General features: G+C 28.8%; 30 protein-coding genes and 1 other RNA gene. 14 read left to right on the top strand and 17 right to left on the bottom strand.

Annotation, left to right across the window (positions count from 1 at the left end):
* Positions 1-71: 71 nt before the first annotated feature.
* The 3 genes from L2Z92_RS18380 to L2Z92_RS18370 all read left to right on the top strand — a co-directional run bounded on the left by L2Z92_RS18380 (position 72) and on the right by L2Z92_RS18370 (position 1,514).
* A complete protein-coding gene (locus L2Z92_RS18380; protein WP_236456128.1) occupies positions 72-503 on the top strand; it encodes a DUF4442 domain-containing protein in 432 nt (143 codons plus the stop codon).
* A gap of 92 nt (positions 504-595) precedes the next feature.
* Positions 596-961 (top strand): hypothetical protein, encoded by a 366-nt coding sequence (locus L2Z92_RS18375; RefSeq protein ID WP_236456127.1) that lies wholly within the window; start codon positions 596-598, stop codon positions 959-961.
* 58 nt (positions 962-1,019) lie between these two features.
* Positions 1,020-1,514, top strand: a complete 495-nt coding sequence (locus tag L2Z92_RS18370) for a hypothetical protein (RefSeq protein WP_236456126.1) — start codon at positions 1,020-1,022, stop codon at positions 1,512-1,514.
* Between the two features lie 44 nt (positions 1,515-1,558).
* On the opposite strand, the gene L2Z92_RS18365 is transcribed toward L2Z92_RS18370, so the two are convergent.
* From L2Z92_RS18365 to L2Z92_RS18355, 3 genes are read right to left on the bottom strand one after another with little or no spacing between them, the layout of a single operon-like run.
* Positions 1,559-2,257 (bottom strand): carboxypeptidase-like regulatory domain-containing protein, encoded by a 699-nt coding sequence (locus L2Z92_RS18365; protein ID WP_236456124.1) that lies wholly within the window; start codon positions 2,255-2,257, stop codon positions 1,559-1,561.
* On the bottom strand, positions 2,254-2,544 hold the full coding sequence (locus tag L2Z92_RS18360) for a hypothetical protein (protein WP_236456123.1): 291 nt from the start codon (positions 2,542-2,544) through the stop codon (positions 2,254-2,256). The genes L2Z92_RS18365 and L2Z92_RS18360 overlap by 4 nt, the downstream gene beginning before the upstream one ends.
* A 36-nt stretch (positions 2,545-2,580) precedes the next feature.
* A complete protein-coding gene (locus L2Z92_RS18355) occupies positions 2,581-3,657 on the bottom strand; it encodes a glutaminyl-peptide cyclotransferase (RefSeq protein WP_236456122.1) in 1,077 nt (358 codons plus the stop codon).
* 88 nt (positions 3,658-3,745) lie between these two features.
* Between L2Z92_RS18355 and ffs the strand changes: the two genes are divergently transcribed.
* The 4 genes from ffs (at position 3,746) to fsa (ending at position 6,149) form a co-directional block, all read left to right on the top strand.
* Positions 3,746-3,844: signal recognition particle sRNA small type (gene ffs, locus L2Z92_RS18350), an RNA gene on the top strand.
* Between the two features lie 104 nt (positions 3,845-3,948).
* The gene (locus tag L2Z92_RS18345; RefSeq protein WP_236456121.1) at positions 3,949-4,752 is read left to right on the top strand and encodes an SDR family oxidoreductase; all 804 of its coding nucleotides are present in this window, start codon (positions 3,949-3,951) and stop codon (positions 4,750-4,752) included.
* A 5-nt stretch (positions 4,753-4,757) separates the two neighbouring features.
* Positions 4,758-5,414, top strand: a complete 657-nt coding sequence (locus tag L2Z92_RS18340) for a hypothetical protein (RefSeq protein ID WP_236456120.1) — start codon at positions 4,758-4,760, stop codon at positions 5,412-5,414.
* Positions 5,415-5,492: 78 nt separating this feature from the next.
* Positions 5,493-6,149, top strand: coding sequence for a fructose-6-phosphate aldolase (gene fsa / locus L2Z92_RS18335; RefSeq protein WP_236456119.1), 657 nt, complete (start codon positions 5,493-5,495; stop codon positions 6,147-6,149).
* A 67-nt stretch (positions 6,150-6,216) separates the two neighbouring features.
* Here the strand turns inward: fsa and L2Z92_RS18330 are convergent, their stop codons facing one another.
* Positions 6,217-7,620, bottom strand: a complete 1,404-nt coding sequence (locus L2Z92_RS18330; protein WP_236456118.1) for a TlpA family protein disulfide reductase — start codon at positions 7,618-7,620, stop codon at positions 6,217-6,219.
* A 160-nt stretch (positions 7,621-7,780) separates the two neighbouring features.
* Here L2Z92_RS18330 and L2Z92_RS18325 point away from each other — a divergent pair, with 160 nt between their 5' ends.
* The 6 genes from L2Z92_RS18325 to L2Z92_RS18300 all read left to right on the top strand — a co-directional run bounded on the left by L2Z92_RS18325 (position 7,781) and on the right by L2Z92_RS18300 (position 13,034).
* Entirely contained in the window at positions 7,781-9,397 is a 1,617-nt protein-coding gene (locus L2Z92_RS18325) for an ABC-F family ATP-binding cassette domain-containing protein (protein ID WP_236456117.1), read from the top strand.
* 166 nt (positions 9,398-9,563) lie between these two features.
* Positions 9,564-10,106, top strand: coding sequence for a bifunctional pyr operon transcriptional regulator/uracil phosphoribosyltransferase PyrR (gene pyrR / locus L2Z92_RS18320; RefSeq protein ID WP_236456114.1), 543 nt, complete (start codon positions 9,564-9,566; stop codon positions 10,104-10,106).
* Between the two features lie 25 nt (positions 10,107-10,131).
* Positions 10,132-11,061: an aspartate carbamoyltransferase catalytic subunit gene (locus L2Z92_RS18315; RefSeq protein WP_236456112.1), complete on the top strand. Its 930-nt coding sequence runs from the start codon at positions 10,132-10,134 to the stop codon at positions 11,059-11,061.
* Between the two features lie 177 nt (positions 11,062-11,238).
* A complete protein-coding gene (locus L2Z92_RS18310) occupies positions 11,239-11,571 on the top strand; it encodes a ribonuclease Z (protein ID WP_236456110.1) in 333 nt (110 codons plus the stop codon).
* A 69-nt stretch (positions 11,572-11,640) separates the two neighbouring features.
* Positions 11,641-12,546 (top strand): ribonuclease Z, encoded by a 906-nt coding sequence (locus L2Z92_RS18305; protein ID WP_236456108.1) that lies wholly within the window; start codon positions 11,641-11,643, stop codon positions 12,544-12,546.
* Between the two features lie 35 nt (positions 12,547-12,581).
* Entirely contained in the window at positions 12,582-13,034 is a 453-nt protein-coding gene (locus tag L2Z92_RS18300; protein WP_236456107.1) for a hypothetical protein, read from the top strand.
* 73 nt (positions 13,035-13,107) lie between these two features.
* On the opposite strand, the gene L2Z92_RS18295 is transcribed toward L2Z92_RS18300, so the two are convergent.
* From L2Z92_RS18295 to L2Z92_RS18235, 13 genes are all read right to left on the bottom strand, one after another.
* Entirely contained in the window at positions 13,108-13,983 is an 876-nt protein-coding gene (locus tag L2Z92_RS18295) for a nuclear transport factor 2 family protein (protein ID WP_236456106.1), read from the bottom strand.
* Between the two features lie 100 nt (positions 13,984-14,083).
* Complete coding sequence (locus L2Z92_RS18290; RefSeq protein WP_236456105.1) at positions 14,084-14,953, bottom strand: helix-turn-helix domain-containing protein; 870 nt, start codon at positions 14,951-14,953, stop codon at positions 14,084-14,086.
* Between the two features lie 52 nt (positions 14,954-15,005).
* Positions 15,006-15,794 (bottom strand): alpha/beta hydrolase, encoded by a 789-nt coding sequence (locus L2Z92_RS18285; RefSeq protein WP_236456104.1) that lies wholly within the window; start codon positions 15,792-15,794, stop codon positions 15,006-15,008.
* Positions 15,795-15,862: 68 nt separating this feature from the next.
* Positions 15,863-16,207 (bottom strand): DUF1801 domain-containing protein, encoded by a 345-nt coding sequence (locus tag L2Z92_RS18280; RefSeq protein ID WP_236456103.1) that lies wholly within the window; start codon positions 16,205-16,207, stop codon positions 15,863-15,865.
* Entirely contained in the window at positions 16,204-16,662 is a 459-nt protein-coding gene (locus L2Z92_RS18275) for a GyrI-like domain-containing protein (RefSeq protein ID WP_236456102.1), read from the bottom strand. Before L2Z92_RS18275 ends, L2Z92_RS18280 begins: the two co-directional genes overlap by 4 nt.
* Positions 16,663-16,699: 37 nt before the next feature.
* Positions 16,700-17,428 (bottom strand): helix-turn-helix transcriptional regulator, encoded by a 729-nt coding sequence (locus tag L2Z92_RS18270; RefSeq protein WP_236456100.1) that lies wholly within the window; start codon positions 17,426-17,428, stop codon positions 16,700-16,702.
* A 40-nt stretch (positions 17,429-17,468) separates the two neighbouring features.
* Positions 17,469-17,849, bottom strand: a complete 381-nt coding sequence (locus L2Z92_RS18265) for a hypothetical protein (protein WP_236456098.1) — start codon at positions 17,847-17,849, stop codon at positions 17,469-17,471.
* 103 nt (positions 17,850-17,952) lie between these two features.
* Complete coding sequence (locus L2Z92_RS18260) at positions 17,953-18,615, bottom strand: hypothetical protein (protein ID WP_236456096.1); 663 nt, start codon at positions 18,613-18,615, stop codon at positions 17,953-17,955.
* A 22-nt stretch (positions 18,616-18,637) separates the two neighbouring features.
* The gene (blaOXA, locus tag L2Z92_RS18255) at positions 18,638-19,495 is read right to left on the bottom strand and encodes a class D beta-lactamase (protein WP_379678244.1); all 858 of its coding nucleotides are present in this window, start codon (positions 19,493-19,495) and stop codon (positions 18,638-18,640) included.
* Positions 19,470-20,003 carry an HD domain-containing protein gene (locus L2Z92_RS18250; RefSeq protein ID WP_236456092.1) on the bottom strand — a complete coding sequence of 178 codons (534 nt, stop codon included), beginning with the start codon at positions 20,001-20,003 and terminating at the stop codon, positions 19,470-19,472. Before L2Z92_RS18250 ends, blaOXA begins: the two co-directional genes overlap by 26 nt.
* Positions 20,004-20,014: 11 nt before the next feature.
* A complete protein-coding gene (locus tag L2Z92_RS18245) occupies positions 20,015-20,587 on the bottom strand; it encodes a hypothetical protein (RefSeq protein ID WP_236456090.1) in 573 nt (190 codons plus the stop codon).
* A gap of 9 nt (positions 20,588-20,596) precedes the next feature.
* Entirely contained in the window at positions 20,597-21,556 is a 960-nt protein-coding gene (locus L2Z92_RS18240; RefSeq protein WP_236456088.1) for a S41 family peptidase, read from the bottom strand.
* 164 nt (positions 21,557-21,720) lie between these two features.
* Positions 21,721-22,743: a M28 family metallopeptidase gene (locus L2Z92_RS18235; protein WP_236456087.1), complete on the bottom strand. Its 1,023-nt coding sequence runs from the start codon at positions 22,741-22,743 to the stop codon at positions 21,721-21,723.
* A gap of 165 nt (positions 22,744-22,908) precedes the next feature.
* On the opposite strand from L2Z92_RS18235, the gene L2Z92_RS18230 reads away from it, so the two are divergent.
* Entirely contained in the window at positions 22,909-23,661 is a 753-nt protein-coding gene (locus L2Z92_RS18230) for a sulfite exporter TauE/SafE family protein (protein WP_236456085.1), read from the top strand.
* Positions 23,662-23,664 lie beyond the last annotated feature (3 nt).

Here is a 23,664-nt window from a genome sequence, read left to right as displayed (position 1 = left end):
AAATTTTTAAATTTCTAAACCGCTTCTTCAAAAAATCGACCTTGTTTAGGGTAATGTTTAACATTTCTCCTATGTATAGAAGGAGTTGTGGTAAATTATTTTTTGTTTCGGATGATTTGCATGTCGTTAAAGTGAAAATTCCTTTAAATTATAAGAATAGAAACTATGTTGGTTCTATGTTTGGAGGAAGTTTATTTTCTGCAACCGATCCTATTTATATGATTCAATTGATGAATATTTTAGGGTCTGATTACGTGGTTTGGGATAAATCTACCGATATTCGGTTTAGAAGACCAGCCTATAAAAATGCTTTCGTTACTTTCGAATTTACAAAAGAAGAAATAGAAAAAATAATTGAAAGGGTAAAGGTTGAAAATGCAATTGATATTGTGAAACAATTGTATATTACTGATGGTAAAGAAACTGTTTTTACAGAATTGGACAAAACGATTTATATAAGTACAAAAAAATATTATAAAGCGAGAAGAGCTAAAAAGAGTTGATTTTTTAGCTCTTTTTTTTGATGTGAAAATTAACAAATTTTTATGTTATTAGTTTAGAATTGTATTTACATTTGAATATTAATTTGTAGAAAATGAATAAGCCTTTTTGGTACTTATTTTGTTTATTAATCTGTACTGTTTTTGTAAGTGAAAACAACACAGATACCCATGTAATAGCTACATCTACTGATGCGGATAGTAATTATTACAGTTCATTTTTGCAAAGTAGTAATAAAGATGCTATTCAAGTTCAAAGTGAAAATTATTTTACAGAACATTCCGATTTTGAGAGCGGTCTTTCATTTAAAAAATTGGCATCAAAATTTACAACTACACTTTCTTTTCAAAGAGATACTTATTTCTCAAGTTTAATTTGTTTAAATCGAAAAAGACAGAATAACGTATCAATATTTTTTTCAACTACTCAAATTATTTTTCCGTTTCATAATTTTTGGTAACATTTAATATTGTACTCATAAATATATTAAAAAGTTCAACTAAAAATTACACATAAAAATGGATATACCAAACTTAATAATGGGAATAACTTTATTCGCAGTTATTCTATTACCTATACTTTTAATTAATAAAAAAGTATTAGAAAAAAGAAAAAGAATTATAGCAAAGATAAATGCCTTTGCACAGTTAGATAATAAACAAATTGGCGAATTTGATGCTTGGACAGATAATTCAATCATTGGAATTAGTAACGATAACACAAAACTGTATTTTTTAAGAAAAACAGAAACCTATGATGAGAAAATGGTTGTTGAATTAAAAGATATAAAGAATTGTTCGATAGCAAGTACTTATAAAACTGGAACTAAAAATATTGATAAATTAGAGTTAGCTATAGAATTGTATAGTTCAAATACAAAAGTTTATTTTGAATTTTTTAAAGTCGATGAGAAGAATTTTATGATGGGAGAAGAAATGCGTATTGCTAAAAAATGGTCTGAAAAGCTCACTCCTGAGTTTCCTAAAAACAAAGTCTTGTTGTATAACATATAATTGAAAGAAAAGGAGAAACTGTATGAGTTTCTCCTTTTTATAATTTATCTAAACCAATTGCGAACACTTTGAAATAATCGACCAAGAAAAGATCTTCTTGCACAAATTCCACCAACAATAACAGATTCGTAAACTACATCTAAATCTTCTTCAAGTGTAATCTGATAATTTGTTTCGTCCGTTATTACTTTTTCAATTGTTTTATATCCGATATAATTAAATACGAGTATATCATTTGTAGCGGCTTGAATAGTAAATTCTCCATCAAAATTGGTGATGCTGTTTTTTTTTGTCCCTTTTATTCCAACAGTAGCACTAGGTAAAAATCCTTGAGAATCAGAGATTACTCCAGTAATTGTTCTCGTTTGAGTTGAATCTTTATTTGTTTCTGAAGATAAGACCTTTTTGTGTTCTCTGTGTTCTGTTCTTATAGGTTCACCTTGTGCAAATATTTTTTGATTTCCTAGACTTAAAAAACCTGTAAGTGTTGCTAAAACTAGCCATTTCTTTTTCTTGTTTTTTGGTTTTTCAATAGGTCTATTGAGCTGATTTACTAAAAAACGACCACATAAATTTTCATTTGTATCAAAAACAGCAAGTATTTGGCTGTCTGATGACTTAGTGAAATCATGTACTTGTTTCTGGCAACTACTACAAAATTTTCCTTTTTCTAAAGGAGTCATTTTTTGCCAATCTTCATGACAAGGAGTAGGAATTGAAAAGTTTATTTTATTGGAAATCATTCAAAAGTTACTGTTTTTTCATTTTTCTTTTTTTCGGAAAGAATAATATAATAATGACTAGTTGTAACTATAATCTTTCTTGTTTTAAAACCTTTTCGTTTTATAATTAACAGCTCTCCAAGATGTGTTTTAAATTTGAATTTCCCATTTTTATCTGTGTAATGAATTGCTTTAGTTGGGCTGCATTTAATTTTTTGAAAACTAATTGGTTCTTCATTTGCTGTAACAATTTGACCCTCTATTGTTTTTTCTTGTTCTAAACATGGAGTATTCAATTTTGGGATCATAATTAAAAATAGCAATACAAGAGTCTTCATTAGTTTTTATTTCTCTACAACAATTTCAAATGTTTTATCCCAATTTTTTCCTGTTACTAATACCGTTTTAGTTTTAGGATTATACGCAATACCATTTAAAACATCTACATCTGGATGTTGTGTTACTTTCGATTTTAAATCACTTAAATTAATAATCCCTTCAACAGTTCCATTTTTTGGATCAATAACTGCAATTGCATCTTTACCATATACGTTTGCCCAAATTTTTCCATCTACCCATTCTAATTCATTTAAGGCTTCAATCTTAGCGCTTTTAGTGTAGACATTCAAATAATCTATTTCTTTTAATGTTTCAGGATCTAAAATGTAGATTTTTTCACTTCCTTCACTCATAAATAATTTTTCACCATCATTTGCTAAGCCCCAACCTTGCATTTTCTTAAAATATTGAAATGTTTTTATTTTCTCAAAAGTATCTGTGTTGTATACATAGCCTTCATTATTCAACCAAGTCAATTGATACACTTTATTGTTTAATATAGTAATACCTTCACCAAAATAATTTGGAGTAAGCTCTACAGTTTTATATACTTTCCCTGTTTTATAATCTGTTTTTCTCAAACTAGACATTCCTCTAGTACCTGTTCCTTTACCTTCTCCGTTTCCAGTTCCTTCATATAAAGTATCTCTGTGAAATTCAAAACCTTGTGTATAGGCTTTTATATCGTGCGGATAGGTGTTTACAATCTTATATTTTAATAACTCAGGATCTTTAGATGGGGTAATGGTAAAATTAGTAGTTGTGTCTACTGTTTTTCCTTCAAAATAAATTAATGCTTTTACGTTTTGATATCCTAGTTTTTGGTTATTTAAAGCAAATTCTAATGGATTATTGCCTTTAACAGCTCCAATATTTTTATCATTAATATAATAGATTACGGAGTCAATTATTTTATTTTTATCATTTTTCAATGTCAAGTTTAGGCTCTCATTTAGCAGATAAACCTGTTTTAAAGCAGAAGTATCAATAGAAAATAATTTTTTTTCATCTTTTTTTGTGTCTCCACAAGAAATTATTAAAGTGCTTAAAACTGTGAAAGCTAATAGCTTATATTTTTTCATCATTCATTTTTTTGATATTACAATATACAATGAATTTTTAAATTTGCAATTGGGCTTGCAAAAATATAAAATGTTTGTATATTTGCACCGGCAAGTCCTACACGACCAGCTCCTGCAGACTCCCCCAGGGTGGGAACACAGCAAGGGTAAGCGGTTGTAGCGGTGCGATGTAGGTCGCTTGCCTTTTTTAGAAAACATATCATATCAATATACTTTAATCTCCTTGAAAAAGGAGATTTTTTTTTACCTAAAAGTTGCGTAACTTCGCATTGCATAATCAAAAAAAATAGAATGAGTAAAGTTGTTTTTATAACAGGAGCATCGTCTGGAATAGGTAAGGCTATTGGAGAATTTTTATTAGATAAAGGTTTTACTGTTTTTGGAACCAGTAGAAATCCGGAAAGAATTAAAGATTCTAAAATAGAATTAGTAGCATTAGATGTTAGAAATGTAGAAAGTATAAAAACGGCAATTAAACAAGTTATAGAAAAAGCGGGTAGAATTGATGTTGTAATTAATAATGCCGGTGTAGGAATTACAGGTCCGTTAGAAGAAATTCCTACAGAAGAAATAAAAAATAATTTTGAAACCAATTTATTTGGTCCAATTGAAGTAATGAAAGCTGTGTTGCCACAAATGCGTTTGCAAAAAAGTGGTTTAATTTTGAATATAACTTCTATTGCTGGCTATATGGGATTGCCTTTTAGAGGTGTTTATTCAGCTTCTAAGGGTGCTTTAGAACTAGTAACAGAGGCAATGAATATGGAAGTGAGATCATTCGGAATCCGTATTGCAAATGTGGCTCCAGGGGATTTTGCTACAAATATTGCAGCAGGTAGGTATCATGCACCAGTAGTTAAAGGTTCTGCATATGAAAAAACGTATGGTAGTGTTTTAGAAATGATGGATAGTCATGTAGATTCAGGAAGTAACCCAAATGAAATGGCTGAAGTGATTTTTAAGATCATTAATGAACCTAATCCTAAAATACATTATAAAGTAGGTGTATTTATGCAAAAGTTCTCAATTGTTTTAAAACGTATTCTTCCAGATACTATCTATGAAAAATTATTAATGAATCATTATAAGTTATAGAAATTATGAAGTTGATTCTGATGGCGATGTTTATTTTGTTAGGTTGTAATTTGAATTCAAATAAAAAAATAAGTGAAGTAACAGTTTTAAAAGATAATATATCAAATGTAAATGATTCTATTGATAATGTTTTAACAAAGGTTAATGGAATAGATACTATTGTTTTAAAAGAATCATATAATAAAGTTGATATTGAATATAATGATTATTTAAAGGAAAACTTAAAGCTTGTAAGGGTAAATTTTAAAAGAATTAATTCAATTTCTAATAAAAATTGGAAATCGATAATTCAGAAAGACTATAATATAAGCTCCGAAGGTGGAGTGGTTAGTTATTACTCTAATGAAAAACTAGAAAAAATTACGGTTAGAAATTTTGCAGAAACCAATCAGAAATTGACAGAATATTACTTACTTGATGATAAGTTGTCTTTTGTATTTGAAAAATGGATTGATTATGAATATCCAATTTATGATGAGACGTTTAGTGAATCGGAAAATGAAATAGTTGAGCAAAGAAGTTATTTTATTAAGAGTAAGTTAGTTCATCAAGTGAATAACCAAAATTGTGGTTCTCCTTTTGCATCCGATTATTTGAAGGAAGAAGAAAAGAGAATTATATATGAGTTTTCTACTCTAATAAAATATAAGAATAGTAATTAAAAATCGTTGTTTGAGCTGTATAAATTAGTAATTTTGCATTTTTAAAACAACACACATATTTTAAACAAAACAAAACGTATGAAATTTTTTATTGACACGGCTAATTTAGAGCAAATTAAAGAAGCACAAGCCTTAGGGGTTTTAGATGGAGTTACAACAAATCCTTCATTAATGGCGAAAGAAGGTATTACTGGAAAAAATAATATTTTAAAGCATTATGTAGATATTTGCAATATTGTTGAAGGTGATGTTAGTGCTGAAGTTAATGCAGTGGATTATGATGGAATGATTAAAGAAGGAGAAGAATTGGCTGAATCACACGATCAAATCGTTGTTAAATTGCCAATGACTAAAGAAGGTATTAAAGCATGTAAATATTTTTCAGATAAAGGAGTTAAAACAAACGTTACCTTAATATTTTCAGCGGGTCAAGCATTATTAGCAGCTAAAGCTGGAGCGACTTATTGTTCTCCTTTTTTAGGAAGATTAGATGATGTTTCTACAGATGGTTTAAATTTGATTGATGAAATTCGTTTAATTTATGATAATTATGCTTTCGATACTCAAATTTTAGCAGCTTCTGTTCGTCATACAATGCATGTTGTTAATTGTGCTAAATTAGGTGCCGATGTAATGACAGGACCTTTATCTTCAATTTTAGGGTTGTTAAAACATCCTTTAACAGATATTGGTTTAGCTCAGTTTATTGCTGATTTCGAGAAAGGAAACAAGTAATTTCTATTAGAATCATAAAAAAAGGCGATTTACATTGTAAATCGCCTTTTTTTATGATTATTTGTGTTTATAATCCTTTTTCAAAATTTACATCGAAAATATTTGAAAAAGCATTTTTAATTGTCCCATCTGGGTTTAGTATAATTGTTCGGCTATTTTTAGTAATTACCCAATTCTTTTTAATCTCTTCAAAATTAACAGCTTTCAGTTCTGTAATGTTTTTAAAATCGTACTTATCCAAAGCGCCTAACCAACTTTCATCTGTGTCGTTAATGTTTATGGCTACAAAATTAATGTTTGGATGTTTCTCTTGTAGTTTGTGTACTTTTGAGTGTACCGATTTAATATGAGATTCGGCATGTGTCGTCCAAAAGAAAACGACAGTTTTTTTGTTATCTATGACCTTGTTAAAATCAATTTCTTTATTGTTCTTGTCTATTATTGAAATTTTCGGAAGTCGGTTGCCGATTTTTAGATTCTGAACAGCATTATAAATCTGTGAAACCTCTTTGTGTTGTTCTTTATCGGTAGATAACTCAATATAACGATCAATAAATTTCTTGTTGTTATACATATTTTGATCTTCCAATAAATACATATAAGCAATATTATTTAAAACTGTATTCTTAATGTTTTGATTTTTTATTAAAGTATCTGTAATATTTAATTTTCGAACATTATTTTCTAATGATTTGGTGTCTAACTTGCATTTTCCTTTTTCATAAGTAACATTATTTAAAAGTGTTGCTACATATTTAATAAATGGAGAATAACTTCCTAACTCTACATTATTGAAGTTAACACTATCTCTGTATTTATAATAATCTTTTGGAAGCTTTGGACAAATATTTTCTCCAGTTTTATATTCATGAGCATATGGATATAATTCTTTTTTATAGAAATAATTGTATTCAACACCTGCTTTGGCAACAATATCAAAATTTTTACTCCAATTGACTTCTGACTTTCTTTTTAAGTAATGTGACTTAATTTTTTCATAGCTAGAGTCTATAGATTTAGTATATGTAGTTAAATCTTTTTCTAAAATGTCGTATAAATTAGATTTGTCTAGTTCATTTTTAAGAAATAAATCAATAAGGAAATTATTTTTTTCATCACCTCTTCCACAATAAGCAAGAGTATTATCGAAATCTAATGAATTCAGGCGAATCATTAAACTATCATTTTTATCAAAATAGATGTATTGATATTCTGGCTGATGAACAAATGTATACAAGCCAGGTGCTAACGAATCGAATTTGTGTAAAAAACGATTGTTCTCATCAAGAAATATTGTGTCTATAACCTTGTCATCTTTGGAAAAAAGAATAAAATTGTTTTGAGGGTTAATAATTTCTCCACCAAAATAGGCTACAAAATTATCAGGCTCAAAAGCTTTTTTACAAGAAGTAAGAGAGGTTAGAGCAGCAATAGAAAGCGGTAAAAAGTATTTAATGTAATTCTTAAACATTTAATAAATTTATTAATTTCAGAAACAAAAGTAAATTTTCCATGTTAAAAGTGTTGTTAACGATGCGTTAAAATAAACATAATAAAGTTAAACCACTTTATAATCTCAAAACTGCATATTTTTTTCTATTTTTGCAACAATTTTATAAAAACTCATAATAATGTTAACAGTTTCAAATTTATCAGTTCAGTTTGGTAAGCGAATTTTATTTGACGAAGTAAACGTAACTTTTACACAAGGTAATTGCTATGGTATTATTGGTGCAAATGGAGCAGGAAAGTCCACTTTTTTAAAAATCCTTTCAGGTGATATAGACCCAACTGCTGGTAGAGTAATTCTTGAGCCAGGTAAACGTATGTCGGTTTTAAACCAAAACCATAATATGTTTGACGAACACACGGTTCTTGATACCATTTTAATGGGGAATAAAGTTTTGCATGCTGTTAAAACAGAAATGGATGCTTTATACCTTGATTATAAAGATGAAAATGCAGATAGAATTGGAGAGTTGCAATTGCAATTTGATGAAATGAATGGTTGGAATGCAGAAAGTGATGCAGGATCAATGTTATCTAACTTAGGTATATCGGCGGATTTACATTATAACTTAATGGGAGATTTGGAAGGTAAAATGAAAGTACGTGTGTTATTAGCACAAGCTTTATTTGGAAATCCTGATGTTCTTATTATGGATGAGCCTACCAATGATTTGGATTTTGAAACAATTACTTGGTTAGAGAATTTCTTAGCTAATTATGAAAATACTGTATTAGTAGTTTCGCATGACCGTCACTTCTTAGATTCAGTTTGTACACATGTATCTGATATCGATTTTGGTAAAATAAATCACTATTCAGGAAACTATACTTTCTGGTATGAATCTAGTCAATTAGCTGCAAAGCAAAAGGCACAACAAAATAAGAAAGCAGAAGAGAAAAAAGCCGAGTTAGAAGAGTTTATTCGTCGTTTTAGTGCCAATGTAGCAAAGTCTAAACAAGCTACTTCTCGTAAGAAAATGATTGAAAAATTAAACTTAGATGAAATTAAACCATCAAGTAGAAGATATCCAGCTATTATTTTTGAAACAGAAAGAGAGGCAGGAGATCAAATTTTAAATATTCAAGGCCTAAGCGCAAGTATTGAAGGTGAAACATTATTTAAAAATGTTGACCTTAATATGGCTAAAGGAGATAAAGTTGTTGTTTTTTCTAAAGACTCGCGTGCAACTACTGCATTCTATGAAATTTTAAACGATAATTTAAAAGCAGATTCGGGTACTTTTGATTGGGGAATTACTACAAACCAATCGTATTTACCAAGTGAAAATCATTCCTTTTTCACAAGCGATTTAAACTTAGTAGATTGGCTACGTCAATTTGTGAAAACTGAAGAAGAGCGTGATGAAGTTTATGTTCGTGGATTTTTAGGTAAAATGATTTTCTCTGGAGAAGAAGCATTAAAAAAATGTAACGTTCTTTCAGGAGGTGAAAAAGTACGTTGTATGTTGTCTAGAATGATGATGCAAAGAGCAAACGTATTAATGCTTGATGAACCAACAAATCACTTAGACTTAGAATCGATTACAGCATTTAATAATTCATTGAAAAACTTTAAAGGTTCTGTATTGTTCACAACACATGATCATGAATTTGCTCAAACAGTAGCAAACAGAGTGGTTGAAATTACTCCAAAAGGTGTTATTGATAGATACATGACATTTGATGAATATTTAGATGATCCAAAAATTAAAGAGCAAAGAAAAGAAATGTATTCTTAATACTATAAAAATCCCGTTTTCGGGATTTTTTTTATGCTAAATTTAAAATTTCATTATGCGCTTGTTTTTACTATAAGAATTCAAGCCTATTATGAACTGAAATTTAAATAGTTTTTTGGAAGAAAATAGAAATAATAATTTTAAATTTGCTCAAACTACGCAACACATGAGTCAAAAAATATTGCTAACTGCAAAAGAAGTTAATATAATTCTGCATCGTTTGGCTTGCCAACTTATTGAAAATCATTTAGACTTTTCGAATACAATATTAATAGGAATTCAGCCAAGAGGTAAGTTTCTAGCTGAACGTTTGGCTTCAACTTTAAAGGATGAGTATAATATTAAAGAAGTAAAACTTGGTTTTTTAGATATCACTTTTTTTAGAGATGACTTTAGAAGAGGAGAAAAAACATTAGAGGCAAATAAAACAGAAATTAACTTTATCGTTGAAGATAAGAAAGTAGTTTTTATTGACGATGTACTATATACTGGAAGAAGTATTCGTTCCGCTTTAACAGCAATTCAATCTTTTGGAAGACCTGCTGAAATTGAATTATTAACTTTAATAGATAGAAGGTTCAGTCGTCATTTACCAATTCAACCCGATTATAGAGGAAGACAAGTAGATGCTATAAACGATGAGAGAGTTATCGTGAAATGGAAAGATAATGATGGCGAGGATTTGGTTTTATTAGAGCAAAAAAAATAACAACAACTACAACACAACAATATAAATGAAAGAATTATCAGTAAATCATTTAATAGGAATAAAACATATTAATAAAAATGATATTGATTTAATCTTTGAAACGGCTGATCATTTTAAAGAAGTAATTAATAGACCTATAAAGAAAGTTCCTTCTTTGAGAGATATTACCATTGCAAATATCTTTTTTGAAAACAGTACACGAACAAAATTATCGTTTGAATTAGCTCAAAAGCGTCTTTCTGCAGATGTTATTAGTTTTTCAGCAGCACAATCGTCTGTTAAAAAAGGAGAAACACTTATTGATACAGTTAATAATATCCTTTCTATGAAAGTAGATATGGTCGTTATGCGTCATAGTAGTCCTGGTGCAGCTCATTTTCTATCGAAAAATGTAAATGCAAGTATTGTAAATGCTGGAGATGGAGCGCATGAGCACCCAACACAGGCTTTACTAGATAGCTATACAATTAGAGAAAAGCTAGGAGATGTAGCTGGAAAAAAAGTAGTTATAGTAGGAGATGTTTTACACTCTAGAGTTGCACTATCCAATATTTTTGCCTTACAATTGCAAGGAGCAGAGGTCAAAGTGTGCGGGCCGAAAACTTTAATGCCTAAATATATAGAATCGTTAGGAGTTAAAGTAGAACCCAACCTTCGTAAGGCATTAGAATGGGCAGATGTAGCGAATATGCTTCGTGTGCAAAATGAACGTTTAGATGTTAATTATTTTCCTTCAACAAGAGAATATGCACAACAATATGGTGTTACTAAAGAATTATTAGATTCGCTAAACAAAGAAGTTGTTATAATGCATCCAGGACCTATTAATAGAGGAGTGGAGATTACTTCAGATGTAGCCGATTCACAACAGTCGGTTATTCTTAATCAGGTTGAAAATGGAGTTGCTGTTAGAATGGCAGTTATTTATTTATTGGCAAGTAAAATTAAACAGTAATTAATTCAAATTTGGTAAATCTATTCTGTTTTTTAAAAATTAAAAAGGAAAGATAAAAGTCGTTACTCTATCAATTCTTTAGGGTGTTTTTTTATACTTATAAATTTTTCTATTTACAATTGTTAATTTAAATTTAGCATTATATATTTACAGTAATCAATTTAAAAATAATGTTCTATGAAAGTAGATAAAAAAGGACATACAACAGTACTTAAAGAAACAAAAGGTAATATAATTGCATTTATAGAAAATGTTTCAAATCAATACGCAACATTTAAAGGACAAAATTTAATCTTAGATGTTTCATATGACAAAAATGTTACACTTAACGATATAATCAACTTTAAAGATTTATCTAAGAAACATAATGATGCTAAAAAATCGTTTGTTATTGTTGCCAATGATATTGAGTTTAATGATGTTCCTGAATATCTAACTGTTGTTCCTTCTGTTTTAGAAGCACAAGATATTATTGAAATGGAAGAAATTGAGCGAGACTTAGGCTTTTAATCAAGTATGCAGTAACGGTTAGCAGTGCTTTGTTACTGTAACTGATTATTAATTACTGAATACTAAAAAATGAAATTAACCATATTGGGTTGCTATGCAGCCACACCACGTACTATTACCAATCCAACTTCGCAATTATTAGAAATAAAAAACCAAATGTTTCTTATTGATTGTGGTGAAGGGACACAAGTTCAGCTTAGAAAACACAAAATAAAGTTCGATCGTATTAATCGTGTTTTTATCTCTCATTTACATGGAGATCATTTTTATGGTTTGGTAGGTTTAATATCAACGTTTATGTTGCTAAACCGCGTAAACGATTTACATGTCTATGGTCCAAAAGGAATAAAAGAAATTATTTTACTTCAATTGAGAGCTTCTGGTTCTTTCACAGGCTATAATTTGTATTTTCATGAACTAGAGTCGAAAGAAAGTGAAGTCGTTTTTGAAGATGATAATGTCATTGTTAAAACCATTCCTTTAAAACATAGAGTCTATACAAACGGCTATTTATTTAAAGAAAAAAATACACAACGAAAATTAGATATTGTTGCGATTGAAGAATTAAATATTGACAAATGTTATTATCAAAAAATAAAATCGGGAGGAAATATTACTTTAGATGATGGAACTATAATTGCTAATGAAGAATTAACTTTTCCGCCTAATCCTGAGAAAAGTTATGCTTTTTGTAGTGATACCTTATATGATGAAAGTATCATTCCAATAATTGAAAATTCAGATGTATTATATCATGAATCTACTTTTTTAGAATCCGAAGCACATCTAGCAGAAAAGACGATGCATAGTACTGCAATTCAGGCTGCTACTATTGCTAAAAAAGCAAATGTAAAAAATTTGGTGATGGGACATTACTCTACACGATACGGAAATATTGAAATATTTAAAGAAGAAGCTCAAACTATTTTTGATAACGTACTCCTTGCAGATGATGGTAGGGAATTTGAATTTTAATTGTTTTTATTATGTGTATTTCTTTAAATAGGATTATGTTTTGTACTTGTTTAGAAAAAAAATCTTTTATAAAAAAAAGAGATGCTTATCTAAGTCTTTATAATGAAGAAGAGTATTTGACAGAAGTTTATGAATGGACTTTGTACAGTATTGTTCAGAAAAGAGAGGAAAAGGAAAAACACTTAATCATTGGTGAAATAAAGATTCCAATAAAAAAAATTAATGATGTAATAACTGCTGAGTTAATTGTTGAGGAATTAAATAAATTAGATTGCTTTGATTTCGAGTATATCCCTATTGACGGTGATGAATTAGTTATAAGTAATGGATATAAGCATATTGAAATTGATACAAAGACTAGACCATATTTACCCTTTAAAACAATGCATTTTGTATATGAAAATAAAGAGTGGTATTTTGGTTATATAGACAATTTTGAATATGAAACAAAAAGGATTTATGAGGGAGAAATGAAGTATTTAAAATAAAATTACAGCTCGAAACTGAATCCAAGCTGTAATTTAGTTAAATAATTAAACCTTTTTTAATGTTTTAATAAGCTTAGAATTTTCCATTATTATTTTTCCATGTTTCTTTTGCAGCAATAGGTTCTATTACGTCCCAATGTTCTGCAATTTTACCATTTTCTACTCTAAAAAGATCATAGAATGAGTTATGGTCTTTACCAAAATGTCCTTCACTCACAACTAAAACAAAGTTACCTTCTCCTAATACTCTATGAATCTTATCAAATTTTAGAAAGATTCCTTGATTTGCCAAAGCTTCTAAAGTTGCTCCAAGTCCAGATAATAGATCAGGAATATTTGGATTATGTTGTATGTAGTTATCTCCATCGAAATAGCTTGCTAATTTTTCCATTTTTCCGTTAACTAGAATGTCTTCTACAAAGTTTTTAACTAATGCTTTGTTTTCCGAAGTTTTATCTAAATCTTTAATTTCTGTAGTTCCATCAATCATGGTGTGACCACTTGGGTTCGCTTTAGCAGGAGTTTCTTGTAGATTATCCCAATGTTCTACAATTTTTCCATTTTCAAATCTAAAAATATCAAAACCAATTTTTGGTCCAAAAAAATTATATTCGGTTTGTGTAAAAACATAATCACCTTCTTCAAAAGCACGAATTGTATTTACTTTTGCAGAATTTGGAGGTAATTGTTGTAAAAGCGCACCAAAACCAGCTAAACCATCTGCTACGCCTAAATTATGTTGAATGTATTTTTCTGGGTTAATATATCCTGCAGGTTCTTGTGCACCAGTTTCTATACTCTTTAATAAGGCAACTACTTTTTCTTTGTTTGAAATTTCCATACTTTTTTCTTCTTTAGTTTCTATGTTTGTACCTGTACTTTTTTGATCTTTACATGACGATAAACTGATACTTAAAATTATCGCTGTGCTTAGTATTGTCTTTTTCATTTTTAATGTTGTTAATTAATACTGCAAAGTTGCGATAAAGTAGAGTAGAAGGTGTGATATAAAAATGCCTTTCAATGGTAAATTTGTTCCAATATCTGATTTAGTGTATGAAACTTTCTCTAAATTCTAATGGTGTTGTGTTGTGATGTTTTCGGAAAAATTTAATGAAATTGGTAGATTCATCAAAACCTAAGTGGAAACTAATTTCTTTTACAGATTGATTAGTGTGTACTAAAAGTCGTTTTGCTTCAAGTATAATACGAGCATCAATAATTTGTTTTGGTGATAATCCTAGTATAGAAGTGGTTGCTGTATTTAAACGTTTTTTTGTAATATGCATTTGGTTTGCATAACTATTTACAAGCTTATCATGAAGAAATTGATTTTCTAAATGGTCTTTAAAGAGCATAACATGATCTAAATTTGTTCCTTTTTTAATTTCAATGAAATTTTGATTTTTCTTTTCTCTTTCTGAAAGCAATAATAGATTACGCAAATAATTTCTAAGAATATCTGATTGATAATGATCTTTTGAGTTTTTAAATTCGGTTTCAATTAGTTTCAAAAAATTTGAAAATAGCGATGATATATTTGAGATGGAAACACCAGAAACAGAAATTAGATCATTAAATAGAATTGTGCTTTTAAGAAATTTTACATCTGTTTCTTCTTTGCAAAAAAAGTTGTCTGTAAATAGAATTACTTTTCCATCATAATTAAGAGTAGTATCAAATTGTTGTACACTATTTTTGTTTACAAATACAAGTGTGTTTGGTTCTGTTTTTATAGAATTAAAATCGACCATATGTGTTGGTGAACCTTTTTCAAACCAAAGTATTTGATAGAATTCTGCTCTATGTGGTGTTGTTACTTCTTTTGAAAACTCAGCACAAAGTTGTCCCATGTTGAGTATTTCAAACTCTTGCGGTAATCCTTTTTTAAAATCATATTTTTGAATATCTTTTTTCATTCTATTTTAACTTACAATATAAAGAAAATGATTTTTTTATAAGTTGAAACAATTATTGTAAGATTCTTTTAATTTCAGCTTTATATTGCTCATTATCCGTCATTCCATTATGTCCTTGATTTTCTAATGTAATCAAAGTGGTTTGTTTTTTAAACGCTTCATTAAGTTTCACAGAGGAATTGTAATATATAACTTCATCATTATCACCGTGAAAAAGTGTTATTGGCATTTTACATTTTTTTAAATATTCATTAGTTTCTAATTTATATCTTAAAATAAAGGTAGGAAGTATAGAATAAGTGTTTCTCATTAAATCGGTTAAGCTATAATATGGTGCTTGCAAAATGAGATGTTTAGGATTGTTGTCTGAAGCAAGTTTACTAGCAAAACCCGTTCCAATGGAATAGCCTAGAATAGTAATTTTTTCTTCATTATATTTTTTCTTAAGTGCATTATAAATGACTTGATTGTCATGAAAAATTTCGTCCTGACTTTTAATTTCACCTTCACTCTTTCCATAGCCTCTATAATCGAGAATGAAAACATCGTAATTTAAATCGGTATAGGTTTTTGTAACATCTCCCCAATTAGCTAAGGAACCAGCATTGCCATGAAGATAAAAAATCAGACCTTTTGTGGTGTCTGCTTTAAAAAGTAGTCCGTTGAGAAGTCTACCATCTGTAACTTCTGTATTGATTTCTTCAAAAGTATTTTGAAATTGAAATTGATAATCATTTTCTAGCTTTTCTGGAAAAAATAGTAATTTTTCTTGATAAAAATAGAGTACAACACAGGAGATAACGTATAAAGCGAGAGCAATAGTAAATAGGTTAATTAGCATTTTTTTCATTTATTCTTAGTTCTTTTTTTAAAAGAAAGTGCAAATATAATGAGATAATTACAAATTAGTTATTTATAGATGCTTTGTACTTGAATTAAAATTTCTTTTATAATCTTTACTGGTATATCTTCATTTGGATTAACTGGAAAGATTTTCATGCGTTTTCGATTGCCTTGTATAAGTAATGGGTGAACAACGGCTTCACCTCGCACAATTCCAATATAGGGTTTATTCGTTTTCTTATCTTTCCACAAATAGCAAAACATTTTACCTTTATAATAGAAAAAAGGGAGTTTATATTTCCATTCTTCTGATACTTCAGCATCGAGAGAAAGAATACAATCTCTCAATGCTAAAAATATACTTCTATTTGGTTCTTCTTGTGCTAAATAAAATTGTTCTAAAGCTTTCATTTAATTGATATATAAATAGGTACTTCAGCTTTCGCTAGGTCTTTAGACTTTTCACTATAAACTTCAAAATCAGTTGTGTATTTTCTGTCTAAAGGTGTGTTCCAAATTTTCATCCATTCATTGTAAACACTTCCTTGTTTGTAATCTCCTTTTGCAATAAATTTAGTGTAATTTCCTTTAAAAATTGTTTTTGACACCATATTTTCTGGAATATTATCTAATGATTCAACTGGACAGCCAATGTAGATTGTATACGGTTTGGTATGATCGCTTTCATAATCTGAGTAAATTGCATAAATGTTGTCATTTGTCTTTTTAGAAATTTTGTTGGCAATGTCTTCACTTATGAATTTTTCCCAAAGCAACGGAATGTCTTTTGCTGCTTGTTGATTTTCATTGGTTGTTCTCTTTGCAATTCCAACAATGTGGATTGTTTCAATACTTGTATTTTCCATTTTTTGTAAATTTTAATATTACAAAAGTAAAGTAGGCTTATGACAAGGGTATGTCAGGGCTAGTAAGATATTTTTGTCTACAAGTTTCAAAATAGTCTTGCAGAGTCATTTTGTGCGATTCAAAAGTATCATTTTCTAATTTTAGCTGGTCAATTTGATCGATTCTAAAGGAGCGAAATTCATTGCGTAGTCTACAAAAAGCAATTAAAATCCAGTTTTCTTGTGTACTATATAAGGCAAATGGTTCGATAGTTCGTGTACTGAATTCATTTTTTAATGATATATAATCGATTGTTGTTAATTGAAGTTTAGTTATTGCCGATTGTAAGGTCATTAAATGATGACTTGTCGTTGTCTTTTCTACATTGGTTCTGAAAACAATTCTTTCAGTTAAAAAATCAGTAGATTCTTTTTGAGAATAACGTAAAACAGATTTTATTTTAGTAATTGCATTAGTATAATTTTCAACCAATGATAGGTCTTTGTTTTGACTGATTAACCTTTCTGCGGTTATTAATGCATTGGCTTCATTCTCTGTAAACATTATTGGTGGCAGTTGAAAACCATCCATTAAAGAATACCCTTTTCCTTCTTCTGTTACTATTGGTATTCCTGATTTTTCAAGTGTTCGAATATCTCTATAAATAGTACGAACACTTACGTTGAACTTTTCAGACAATAATTTAGCAGTTACTAATTTTTTAGATTGTAACTGTGTAACAATAGCGGTTAGTCTCGAAATTCGTGGTTTTTCGTTTTCTTCCATTTTATAGATTCATTGAAAAGTGCAAGCTAAAAAAAAGTGTTTACTTTATTTTAATTAATTTACCATTCCAACTTTTTTTATTAATGGTTGATGTGAAAAAAATCTCTTTATTAATTATTTGGTTCACTTTCACATGCATTTGATCGTCTCTTGTATATTCAAAATCAGGAACCGTAAAATCTATAAATGTGACAACAAATTCGCAATCATTGATCCATTTAATTTTAGATTTGATATAGTACTTTCCATTATTATGGTATTCTGTATGATCTTTGTCTGTAATAACAACCTTTACAAACGTTGAGCCACTTCCGTAAACAAATGTTCCGTGATGGGCAATTTTACAATTATTTTCTGTATTAGTATAGGACATTAATGTAAATAACATTAATAGAAATAGAAGTTTTAAAAAGGGTTTCATTAGGCTATTATTAATTAGTAGGTTATAATTTGGGTCTTTATTTAGTAATAGCAGACTCAAATTTAGTAATTTTTTATGATTTTAGGGGTAAAAATGGGAGGTATTATTTATTTAAATCGATTAATTCTTGAGCTATTTTCCAGACTTCTCTTTTTCCAAATTCTCCAAAATATGTAACATAATTGCCATTTTCATCAATAACAACAGCACTACAGCAAGAATAATGATATTTAAAAAACAGAGATTCTATTAACTGGTTTGGATCTTGTTGCCAACGATAGGATTTTGGATAATAATATTTTATGTTTGAGCCTTCTTTATAAATCCAAAAATGCTTAATAGGTGTTATCTGTTTTAATTTCCTACGGTAATCGCGATCAAAAATATTCCAAGTAGAGTTTTTAATTTTGCTATTACAACTATCTTGACCAGGAATATACACAATTACAATGATTTCATTTTCAATTTCATCTTCTTTTAAAAGACTACTCTTTACTTTATTAAAATCTTCATCATTTAATTTACCATGATTTATTGTTTTTATTAGAAAATATTGAATAATAGAGTCGTTTTCGAAAATTAAATCTGAATATCCAGTTTTAAATTTTTTGTAAAATTCTTCTTCTGTTACTATTTGAGAAGTATCATCATAAAAGACAAATTTCTTTTCTTGAGAATAGTTTAATAGTGTAAAAAAGAAACATAAACATAGAATTAATAATGTTTTCTTCATAATTTCTATTGTAACCCATATCATTGAGTTCATTTTTAATCGTTAAGGTGAAATTTTATTTAGCGATTATTTTTAAATTTCTTAATGCTTTCATTGTTATTTCTTTTCGTGTTGAAATAAAATGTTCTTTGTTAAAAGTTGATTTGGGTTCAATATTGGTTGCAAAATAATACACACAATTGTCTTTTTCTAAATAGCCTACAAACCAACCGTTATGTCCGTTTTCTGTTGACCAACCTGTCTTTGCACTTAATTGATAATCATTGTTTTTATCAATAAGCATGATGCTTTTCATTATTTCCGTTGTTCTTTTACTAATTGGAAGCGAAGCATCATAGAATTTTTTTAGAAATTCAATTTGTTGAAATTGGTTAATTCTTGATGTTCCCTCTAGCCAAAAATTGTCTAATGTAGTTGAGTCAATATGAATGTTTCCATAATTGAATTGAGTAACATAACTTTTCATTTTTTCAAGACCTATTTTTCGTGCAATTTCTTGATAGCATGGAACGCAAGAATAATGAAAAGCTTCTTTCAAAGTTAAATCTTGATTCCAATTTTTCATATTTCTAATTTTTCCATCCCATTTTAAAACTGTACTATCATTTTCAAGGATACCCGTTTCTAAAGCAATGATAGAATTAGGTATTTTAAATGTTGAAGCAGGAAGTTTTCCAGAATTTGCCCATTCAAAATCATTGGAATAATAAAGGTCATCTTTCGCATCGTAAACCAAGATTGAACCATTTACAGTTGCTGAATCAATTATTTTTTGAAATGCATCAGTTATGATTTCCTTTGTTTGTTCTAATGGCTCAGAAACTTTAATGGCTTCTTTTTCTTTGCAAGAAATTAATAATACAAAAAGAATTATGATTTTATTCATCTTAAAAAAAGTGTTTATATTCTTCAATCTTAGCTTGAAGGCGGTTTTCTAAATATTCGTTGGTTCCAGATAATGTTTCTAAAATTTGTAGCGCTTCTTTATGATAGTTTTTAATTTTTTCATTATCCCATTGTTTTGGAGGAGTTTGTAAATTGGTAATTCTATCGGCTAACTTAACAGCTGCAACTTCTTTTTTTAGTTTTTTTATACGCGTTAAGCTATCTGTCATTCGTATATTTTTTTCTAAATTTTCATTTTTGGTTAAAGCTAAAACGGCTTCTGCAATTTCTTTATTAAAATGTGCTTCAATATCATTAAATGTCGTAGCAGTATCTTCAATAGTATCATGTAGTAATGCAATTTGTATTGCAAAATTAATGTCTAAATTTTCTGAATGTTGCGATGCAACAAGTACTTCCATTGCAACATTACTGAGGTGAACCACATATGGTAATTGACTACCCGTTAATAATTGTTTTGCTTCTGTATGTTTTTCTGCAGCAAATAGTAAGGCTTTTTGATATAGTGTTTGCATAGCGTCTTTTTTTATTGGCTTGTATTTATAAAATCATTTATTTTAGTAATTGTCATTTCGTTCAGTTCTAAATGAGAAAAAATATAACTTGTTTCATCTTTTAATATGAATTTTATGTCTCTACTACTACAGTTTATACTTTCAATTTGTTCATGTGGAATGGTTTTTTTTACTTTTCCATTTTCTAAATATAATTGAGAATCTTCTTTTCTGATTAGCGCACTAGGTATGAAATAAATTCCTCTTAAAATATTAGCTATTCCTGCAATAAACAAGATAATAGAAAGAGTAAAGTTTTTATTAACTAAAAAAAGGATACAACTTACAAATACAATTATTGCACCTATAATAAAAGGTAAAACCGCAAAATAATTGTCGTTGTTACTATTTATTCTCATCTCATTTTTTGGTGTATTTTTTATTTTTTTTCGATCACCTATAACATCAAATACATATAATAATATCCAAGAATTTAATACTAGAATATAGTAATTAGGTATGTATTTTTCAAAACCAATGAAATAGTCAAGTACGATAAAGACAAAGAAAAAAACAGTAAAAAAAACATCTAATTTTATTTTCATGAATTTGATTTATTGAATATCAATTTTATTGAACCATTTTATCGCTTTATTTATTGCTTCGCTGCTTTTGCATTCTTCATCTGGGAAAATAGATTTACCATATTTGTTTTTATTTCTATCTGCAAAAACAGATTCAGTTAGGTTTATCCTTGAACCATCGGATAAAGTATAGGATTTATTTCCTGTCGAAACGCCAAAAGTTGGTTCTCCAAAAAAGCGTGTACTTTTTCTATTTTTAAAAGCTACTGTTATAGCTTCTCCAGAACTAGCAGTTATAGTATCTATAAGTATGGCTACGTAAGGTTCTTTTTTTATTAGATGATATGCATTTTTAGTTTCTTCAACAATTGTATTCTCTAGATAAACTTTTCCATTTTCATATTTCCAAGTAGATGATTTATTTTCAGCATTTATAAAATATCCAATTTTTCCGTTTCCTAGTATTGGACCAATAGCGGTAAGCATTGGCCACATGTTCCCTCCAAAATTTCCTCGCAAATCAACAATCCAACCTTTTATCATTGGACTATCTTGTGTTTTAATTTTATTAGTTATGTTTTGTATATAGGTTTGGATTGTTTGTTCGTCTCCAATACAGAAAGGAATTCGAATGTACCCAATCGAGTTTGGAACAATTTCGTCTTTTAGTATTGGTAATTCTTTTTTTTCAACTTCTATTTCAGAAGTTATATTTGGAGCAAAGTAACTATGCTTATCATTTAACTTTGATATAGCAAAAGTGATAGACGGGTATGCTTCTTCAATTGTTTTTGCCTTACTTGCATGTGTGTAAACTTCATTTTTAAAAGCATACCATTCAATGTTATATTTATTAACAGAATTATGCTCTAAAATAGTAATCACTTCATCTAAATATTCTTTTACTTCAGGAACTAATTTGATAGCATTTTTTTTAGTGCAAGCAGTAAAAATAAGTAAGATTAATAAATAGATGTAATTTTTAATCATTGAATGTATGATAATAGTGTTGATGAATAGTATTGCTTATTCAAATATATAAAAAAGTAGGAGAGAAGGCTAAAAAAAAAGTCATTCTGCCAAATGATTGAAACATAGTAATGTTTTCAACTTTGTACAGAATGACAATTAGTATTCTATTTTAGAAGATAAGGCTATTTTCCGTCTCTGTCTACTTTAATTCTTTCGTCTCTATTGGCTAATTCCCAAGCTAAAGTAAAAGCAAGTTGTGCTCTTTTTGCTAAAGCATCATATTCAATCTTATCTGGAGTATCTGTTGGCATGTGATAGTCATCATGAACACCATTAAAGAAAAATATTGAAGGAATTCCTTTTTTTGCAAAATTATAATGATCTGAACGATAGTAGATTCTTTCAGGATCATTTCTATCGTTGAATTTATAATCCAATTCTAGTTGCGTATATTTCTTGTTTGCTTCTTCATTAATTGTGTGCAACTCTGTGCTTAATCTATCAGAACCAATTACATATATATAATTATTAGTGTCAGGATGTAGTAAATCACGTCTTCCAATCATATCGATGTTTATATCAGCAATTGTATTTGCTAATGGAAATAAAGGGTTTTCAGAATAATAACGTGAACCGTGAAGTCCATGCTCTTCTCCTGTTACATGTAAGAAAAGAATAGAACGTTTTGGTGTATGACCTTCTTTTGCAGCCTGTTTGAAAGCTTGAGCAATTTCTAAAAGAGCAACAGTTCCAGAACCGTCATCATCGGCACCATTATATACTTCACCATTTTTAGTTCCTACATGGTCGTAATGAGCAGAAATTACTAGAATTTCTTCTGGTTTTTCACTTCCTTTTATGAATGCCCAAATATTTTCAGAATCATTCAATTTTGGAGCAAAACCTCTTGCCATAAATTCAGCAGGTACTTTTTGATACCAATCTGTAGCTTCAGGAGGAAAACTTAAACCAATTTTTTTATATTGTTCAATAAGATATTTTCCAGCTTTCTTTTGATCTTCAGTTCCAGTATCTCTCCCGCCCATTTCATCAGAAGCGACAACGTGTAAATAGGTACTCAATTCTGAAGCAGTAATACTGTTCATGTACTTTAAAACATCAGCTTCTTTTTTAGCTTTTGGAACTGAACTACAACTAGCTAAAAGCATTGTTAGTATAGATCCAGAAATTAAAATTTTCTTCATTCTTTTATTTGGTTAAAATTCAATAATAGGTAAAAATAGGATATTTATCATTATATGATGACGTATGTTAACAAAGTTTTATAATTATTTTGAAGTCTTAATACGCTTTGTTTCCACCTCTAGAGAAATATTTGAAGTATATTTGTAACCCAATTTTATTGTTTTATGGACTTTAGTTATGAATATCTTTTATTGATTCCAATTGGTTTTGTTGCTGGATTTTTAAACACTGTTGCTGGTGGAGGAACTTTACTAACACTTCCTGCGTTAATTTTCTTTGGTTTGCCTGCTCCAGTAGCTAATGGAACGAATAGAATTGCCATTTTAGTGCAAACTTTTGCAGCAGTTAGAGGATTTAAAAGCAAAGGTGTTTCAACATATCCTTTTAGTTTGTATTTAGGTATTTCTGCTTTATTAGGTTCTTTTATTGGAGCAAAATTAGCAGTTAATATTGATGGAGAATTATTTAATAGAATTTTATCTATAATAATGATTATGGTGCTATTAACCATGATTTTTGGACCAAAGAAAAATTATTTAGATGGTTTTGAAAAAACAACTGGGAAACCTTTATATGTGGCTGTTTTTTTGTTTTTTTTCTTAGGCATTTATGGTGGATTTATAAATGCAGGAATAGGCTTTTTAATGTTAATAATTTTACCTTACTTGAATGGTCTATCATTATTAAAGTCGAATGCAACTAAAGTTTTTGTTGTTTGGGTTTATACAATTGGAGCCGTTATTGTTTTTGCTCTAGAAAATAAGATTAATTATACTTTGGCTTTTATACTTACAATAGGTAATGCTTCTGGTGCTTGGTTTGCAAGCCGATGGTCCGTAAAAAAAGATGATACTGTAATTAAGTGGTTTCTAATTATTACAGTATCATCTTTGGCTATAAAATTGTGGTTCTTCTAAAAT

Source organism: Flavobacterium jumunjinense, assembly GCF_021650975.2.
GTDB classification, from domain to species: Bacteria; Bacteroidota; Bacteroidia; order Flavobacteriales; family Flavobacteriaceae; genus Flavobacterium; species Flavobacterium jumunjinense.
Note: the sequence above shows the minus strand (reverse complement) of the source record. Positions and strands in the feature narration are given on the sequence as shown.

Coding starts and splice junctions, on each gene's coding strand:
- L2Z92_RS18380 (WP_236456128.1), top strand. CDS start 72: ATGTATAGAAGGAGTTGTGGTAAATTATTTTTTGTTTCGGATGATTTG.
- L2Z92_RS18375 (WP_236456127.1), top strand. CDS start 596: ATGAATAAGCCTTTTTGGTACTTATTTTGTTTATTAATCTGTACTGTT.
- L2Z92_RS18370 (WP_236456126.1), top strand. CDS start 1,020: ATGGATATACCAAACTTAATAATGGGAATAACTTTATTCGCAGTTATT.
- L2Z92_RS18365 (WP_236456124.1), bottom strand. CDS start 2,257: ATGATTTCCAATAAAATAAACTTTTCAATTCCTACTCCTTGTCATGAA.
- L2Z92_RS18360 (WP_236456123.1), bottom strand. CDS start 2,544: ATGATCCCAAAATTGAATACTCCATGTTTAGAACAAGAAAAAACAATA.
- L2Z92_RS18355 (WP_236456122.1), bottom strand. CDS start 3,657: ATGAAAAAATATAAGCTATTAGCTTTCACAGTTTTAAGCACTTTAATA.
- L2Z92_RS18345 (WP_236456121.1), top strand. CDS start 3,949: ATGAGTAAAGTTGTTTTTATAACAGGAGCATCGTCTGGAATAGGTAAG.
- L2Z92_RS18340 (WP_236456120.1), top strand. CDS start 4,758: ATGAAGTTGATTCTGATGGCGATGTTTATTTTGTTAGGTTGTAATTTG.
- fsa (WP_236456119.1), top strand. CDS start 5,493: ATGAAATTTTTTATTGACACGGCTAATTTAGAGCAAATTAAAGAAGCA.
- L2Z92_RS18330 (WP_236456118.1), bottom strand. CDS start 7,620: ATGTTTAAGAATTACATTAAATACTTTTTACCGCTTTCTATTGCTGCT.
- L2Z92_RS18325 (WP_236456117.1), top strand. CDS start 7,781: ATGTTAACAGTTTCAAATTTATCAGTTCAGTTTGGTAAGCGAATTTTA.
- pyrR (WP_236456114.1), top strand. CDS start 9,564: ATGAGTCAAAAAATATTGCTAACTGCAAAAGAAGTTAATATAATTCTG.
- L2Z92_RS18315 (WP_236456112.1), top strand. CDS start 10,132: ATGAAAGAATTATCAGTAAATCATTTAATAGGAATAAAACATATTAAT.
- L2Z92_RS18310 (WP_236456110.1), top strand. CDS start 11,239: ATGAAAGTAGATAAAAAAGGACATACAACAGTACTTAAAGAAACAAAA.
- L2Z92_RS18305 (WP_236456108.1), top strand. CDS start 11,641: ATGAAATTAACCATATTGGGTTGCTATGCAGCCACACCACGTACTATT.
- L2Z92_RS18300 (WP_236456107.1), top strand. CDS start 12,582: ATGTTTTGTACTTGTTTAGAAAAAAAATCTTTTATAAAAAAAAGAGAT.
- L2Z92_RS18295 (WP_236456106.1), bottom strand. CDS start 13,983: ATGAAAAAGACAATACTAAGCACAGCGATAATTTTAAGTATCAGTTTA.
- L2Z92_RS18290 (WP_236456105.1), bottom strand. CDS start 14,953: ATGAAAAAAGATATTCAAAAATATGATTTTAAAAAAGGATTACCGCAA.
- L2Z92_RS18285 (WP_236456104.1), bottom strand. CDS start 15,794: ATGCTAATTAACCTATTTACTATTGCTCTCGCTTTATACGTTATCTCC.
- L2Z92_RS18280 (WP_236456103.1), bottom strand. CDS start 16,207: ATGAAAGCTTTAGAACAATTTTATTTAGCACAAGAAGAACCAAATAGA.
- L2Z92_RS18275 (WP_236456102.1), bottom strand. CDS start 16,662: ATGGAAAATACAAGTATTGAAACAATCCACATTGTTGGAATTGCAAAG.
- L2Z92_RS18270 (WP_236456100.1), bottom strand. CDS start 17,428: ATGGAAGAAAACGAAAAACCACGAATTTCGAGACTAACCGCTATTGTT.
- L2Z92_RS18265 (WP_236456098.1), bottom strand. CDS start 17,849: ATGAAACCCTTTTTAAAACTTCTATTTCTATTAATGTTATTTACATTA.
- L2Z92_RS18260 (WP_236456096.1), bottom strand. CDS start 18,615: ATGAACTCAATGATATGGGTTACAATAGAAATTATGAAGAAAACATTA.
- L2Z92_RS18250 (WP_236456092.1), bottom strand. CDS start 20,003: ATGCAAACACTATATCAAAAAGCCTTACTATTTGCTGCAGAAAAACAT.
- L2Z92_RS18245 (WP_236456090.1), bottom strand. CDS start 20,587: ATGAAAATAAAATTAGATGTTTTTTTTACTGTTTTTTTCTTTGTCTTT.
- L2Z92_RS18240 (WP_236456088.1), bottom strand. CDS start 21,556: ATGATTAAAAATTACATCTATTTATTAATCTTACTTATTTTTACTGCT.
- L2Z92_RS18235 (WP_236456087.1), bottom strand. CDS start 22,743: ATGAAGAAAATTTTAATTTCTGGATCTATACTAACAATGCTTTTAGCT.
- L2Z92_RS18230 (WP_236456085.1), top strand. CDS start 22,909: ATGGACTTTAGTTATGAATATCTTTTATTGATTCCAATTGGTTTTGTT.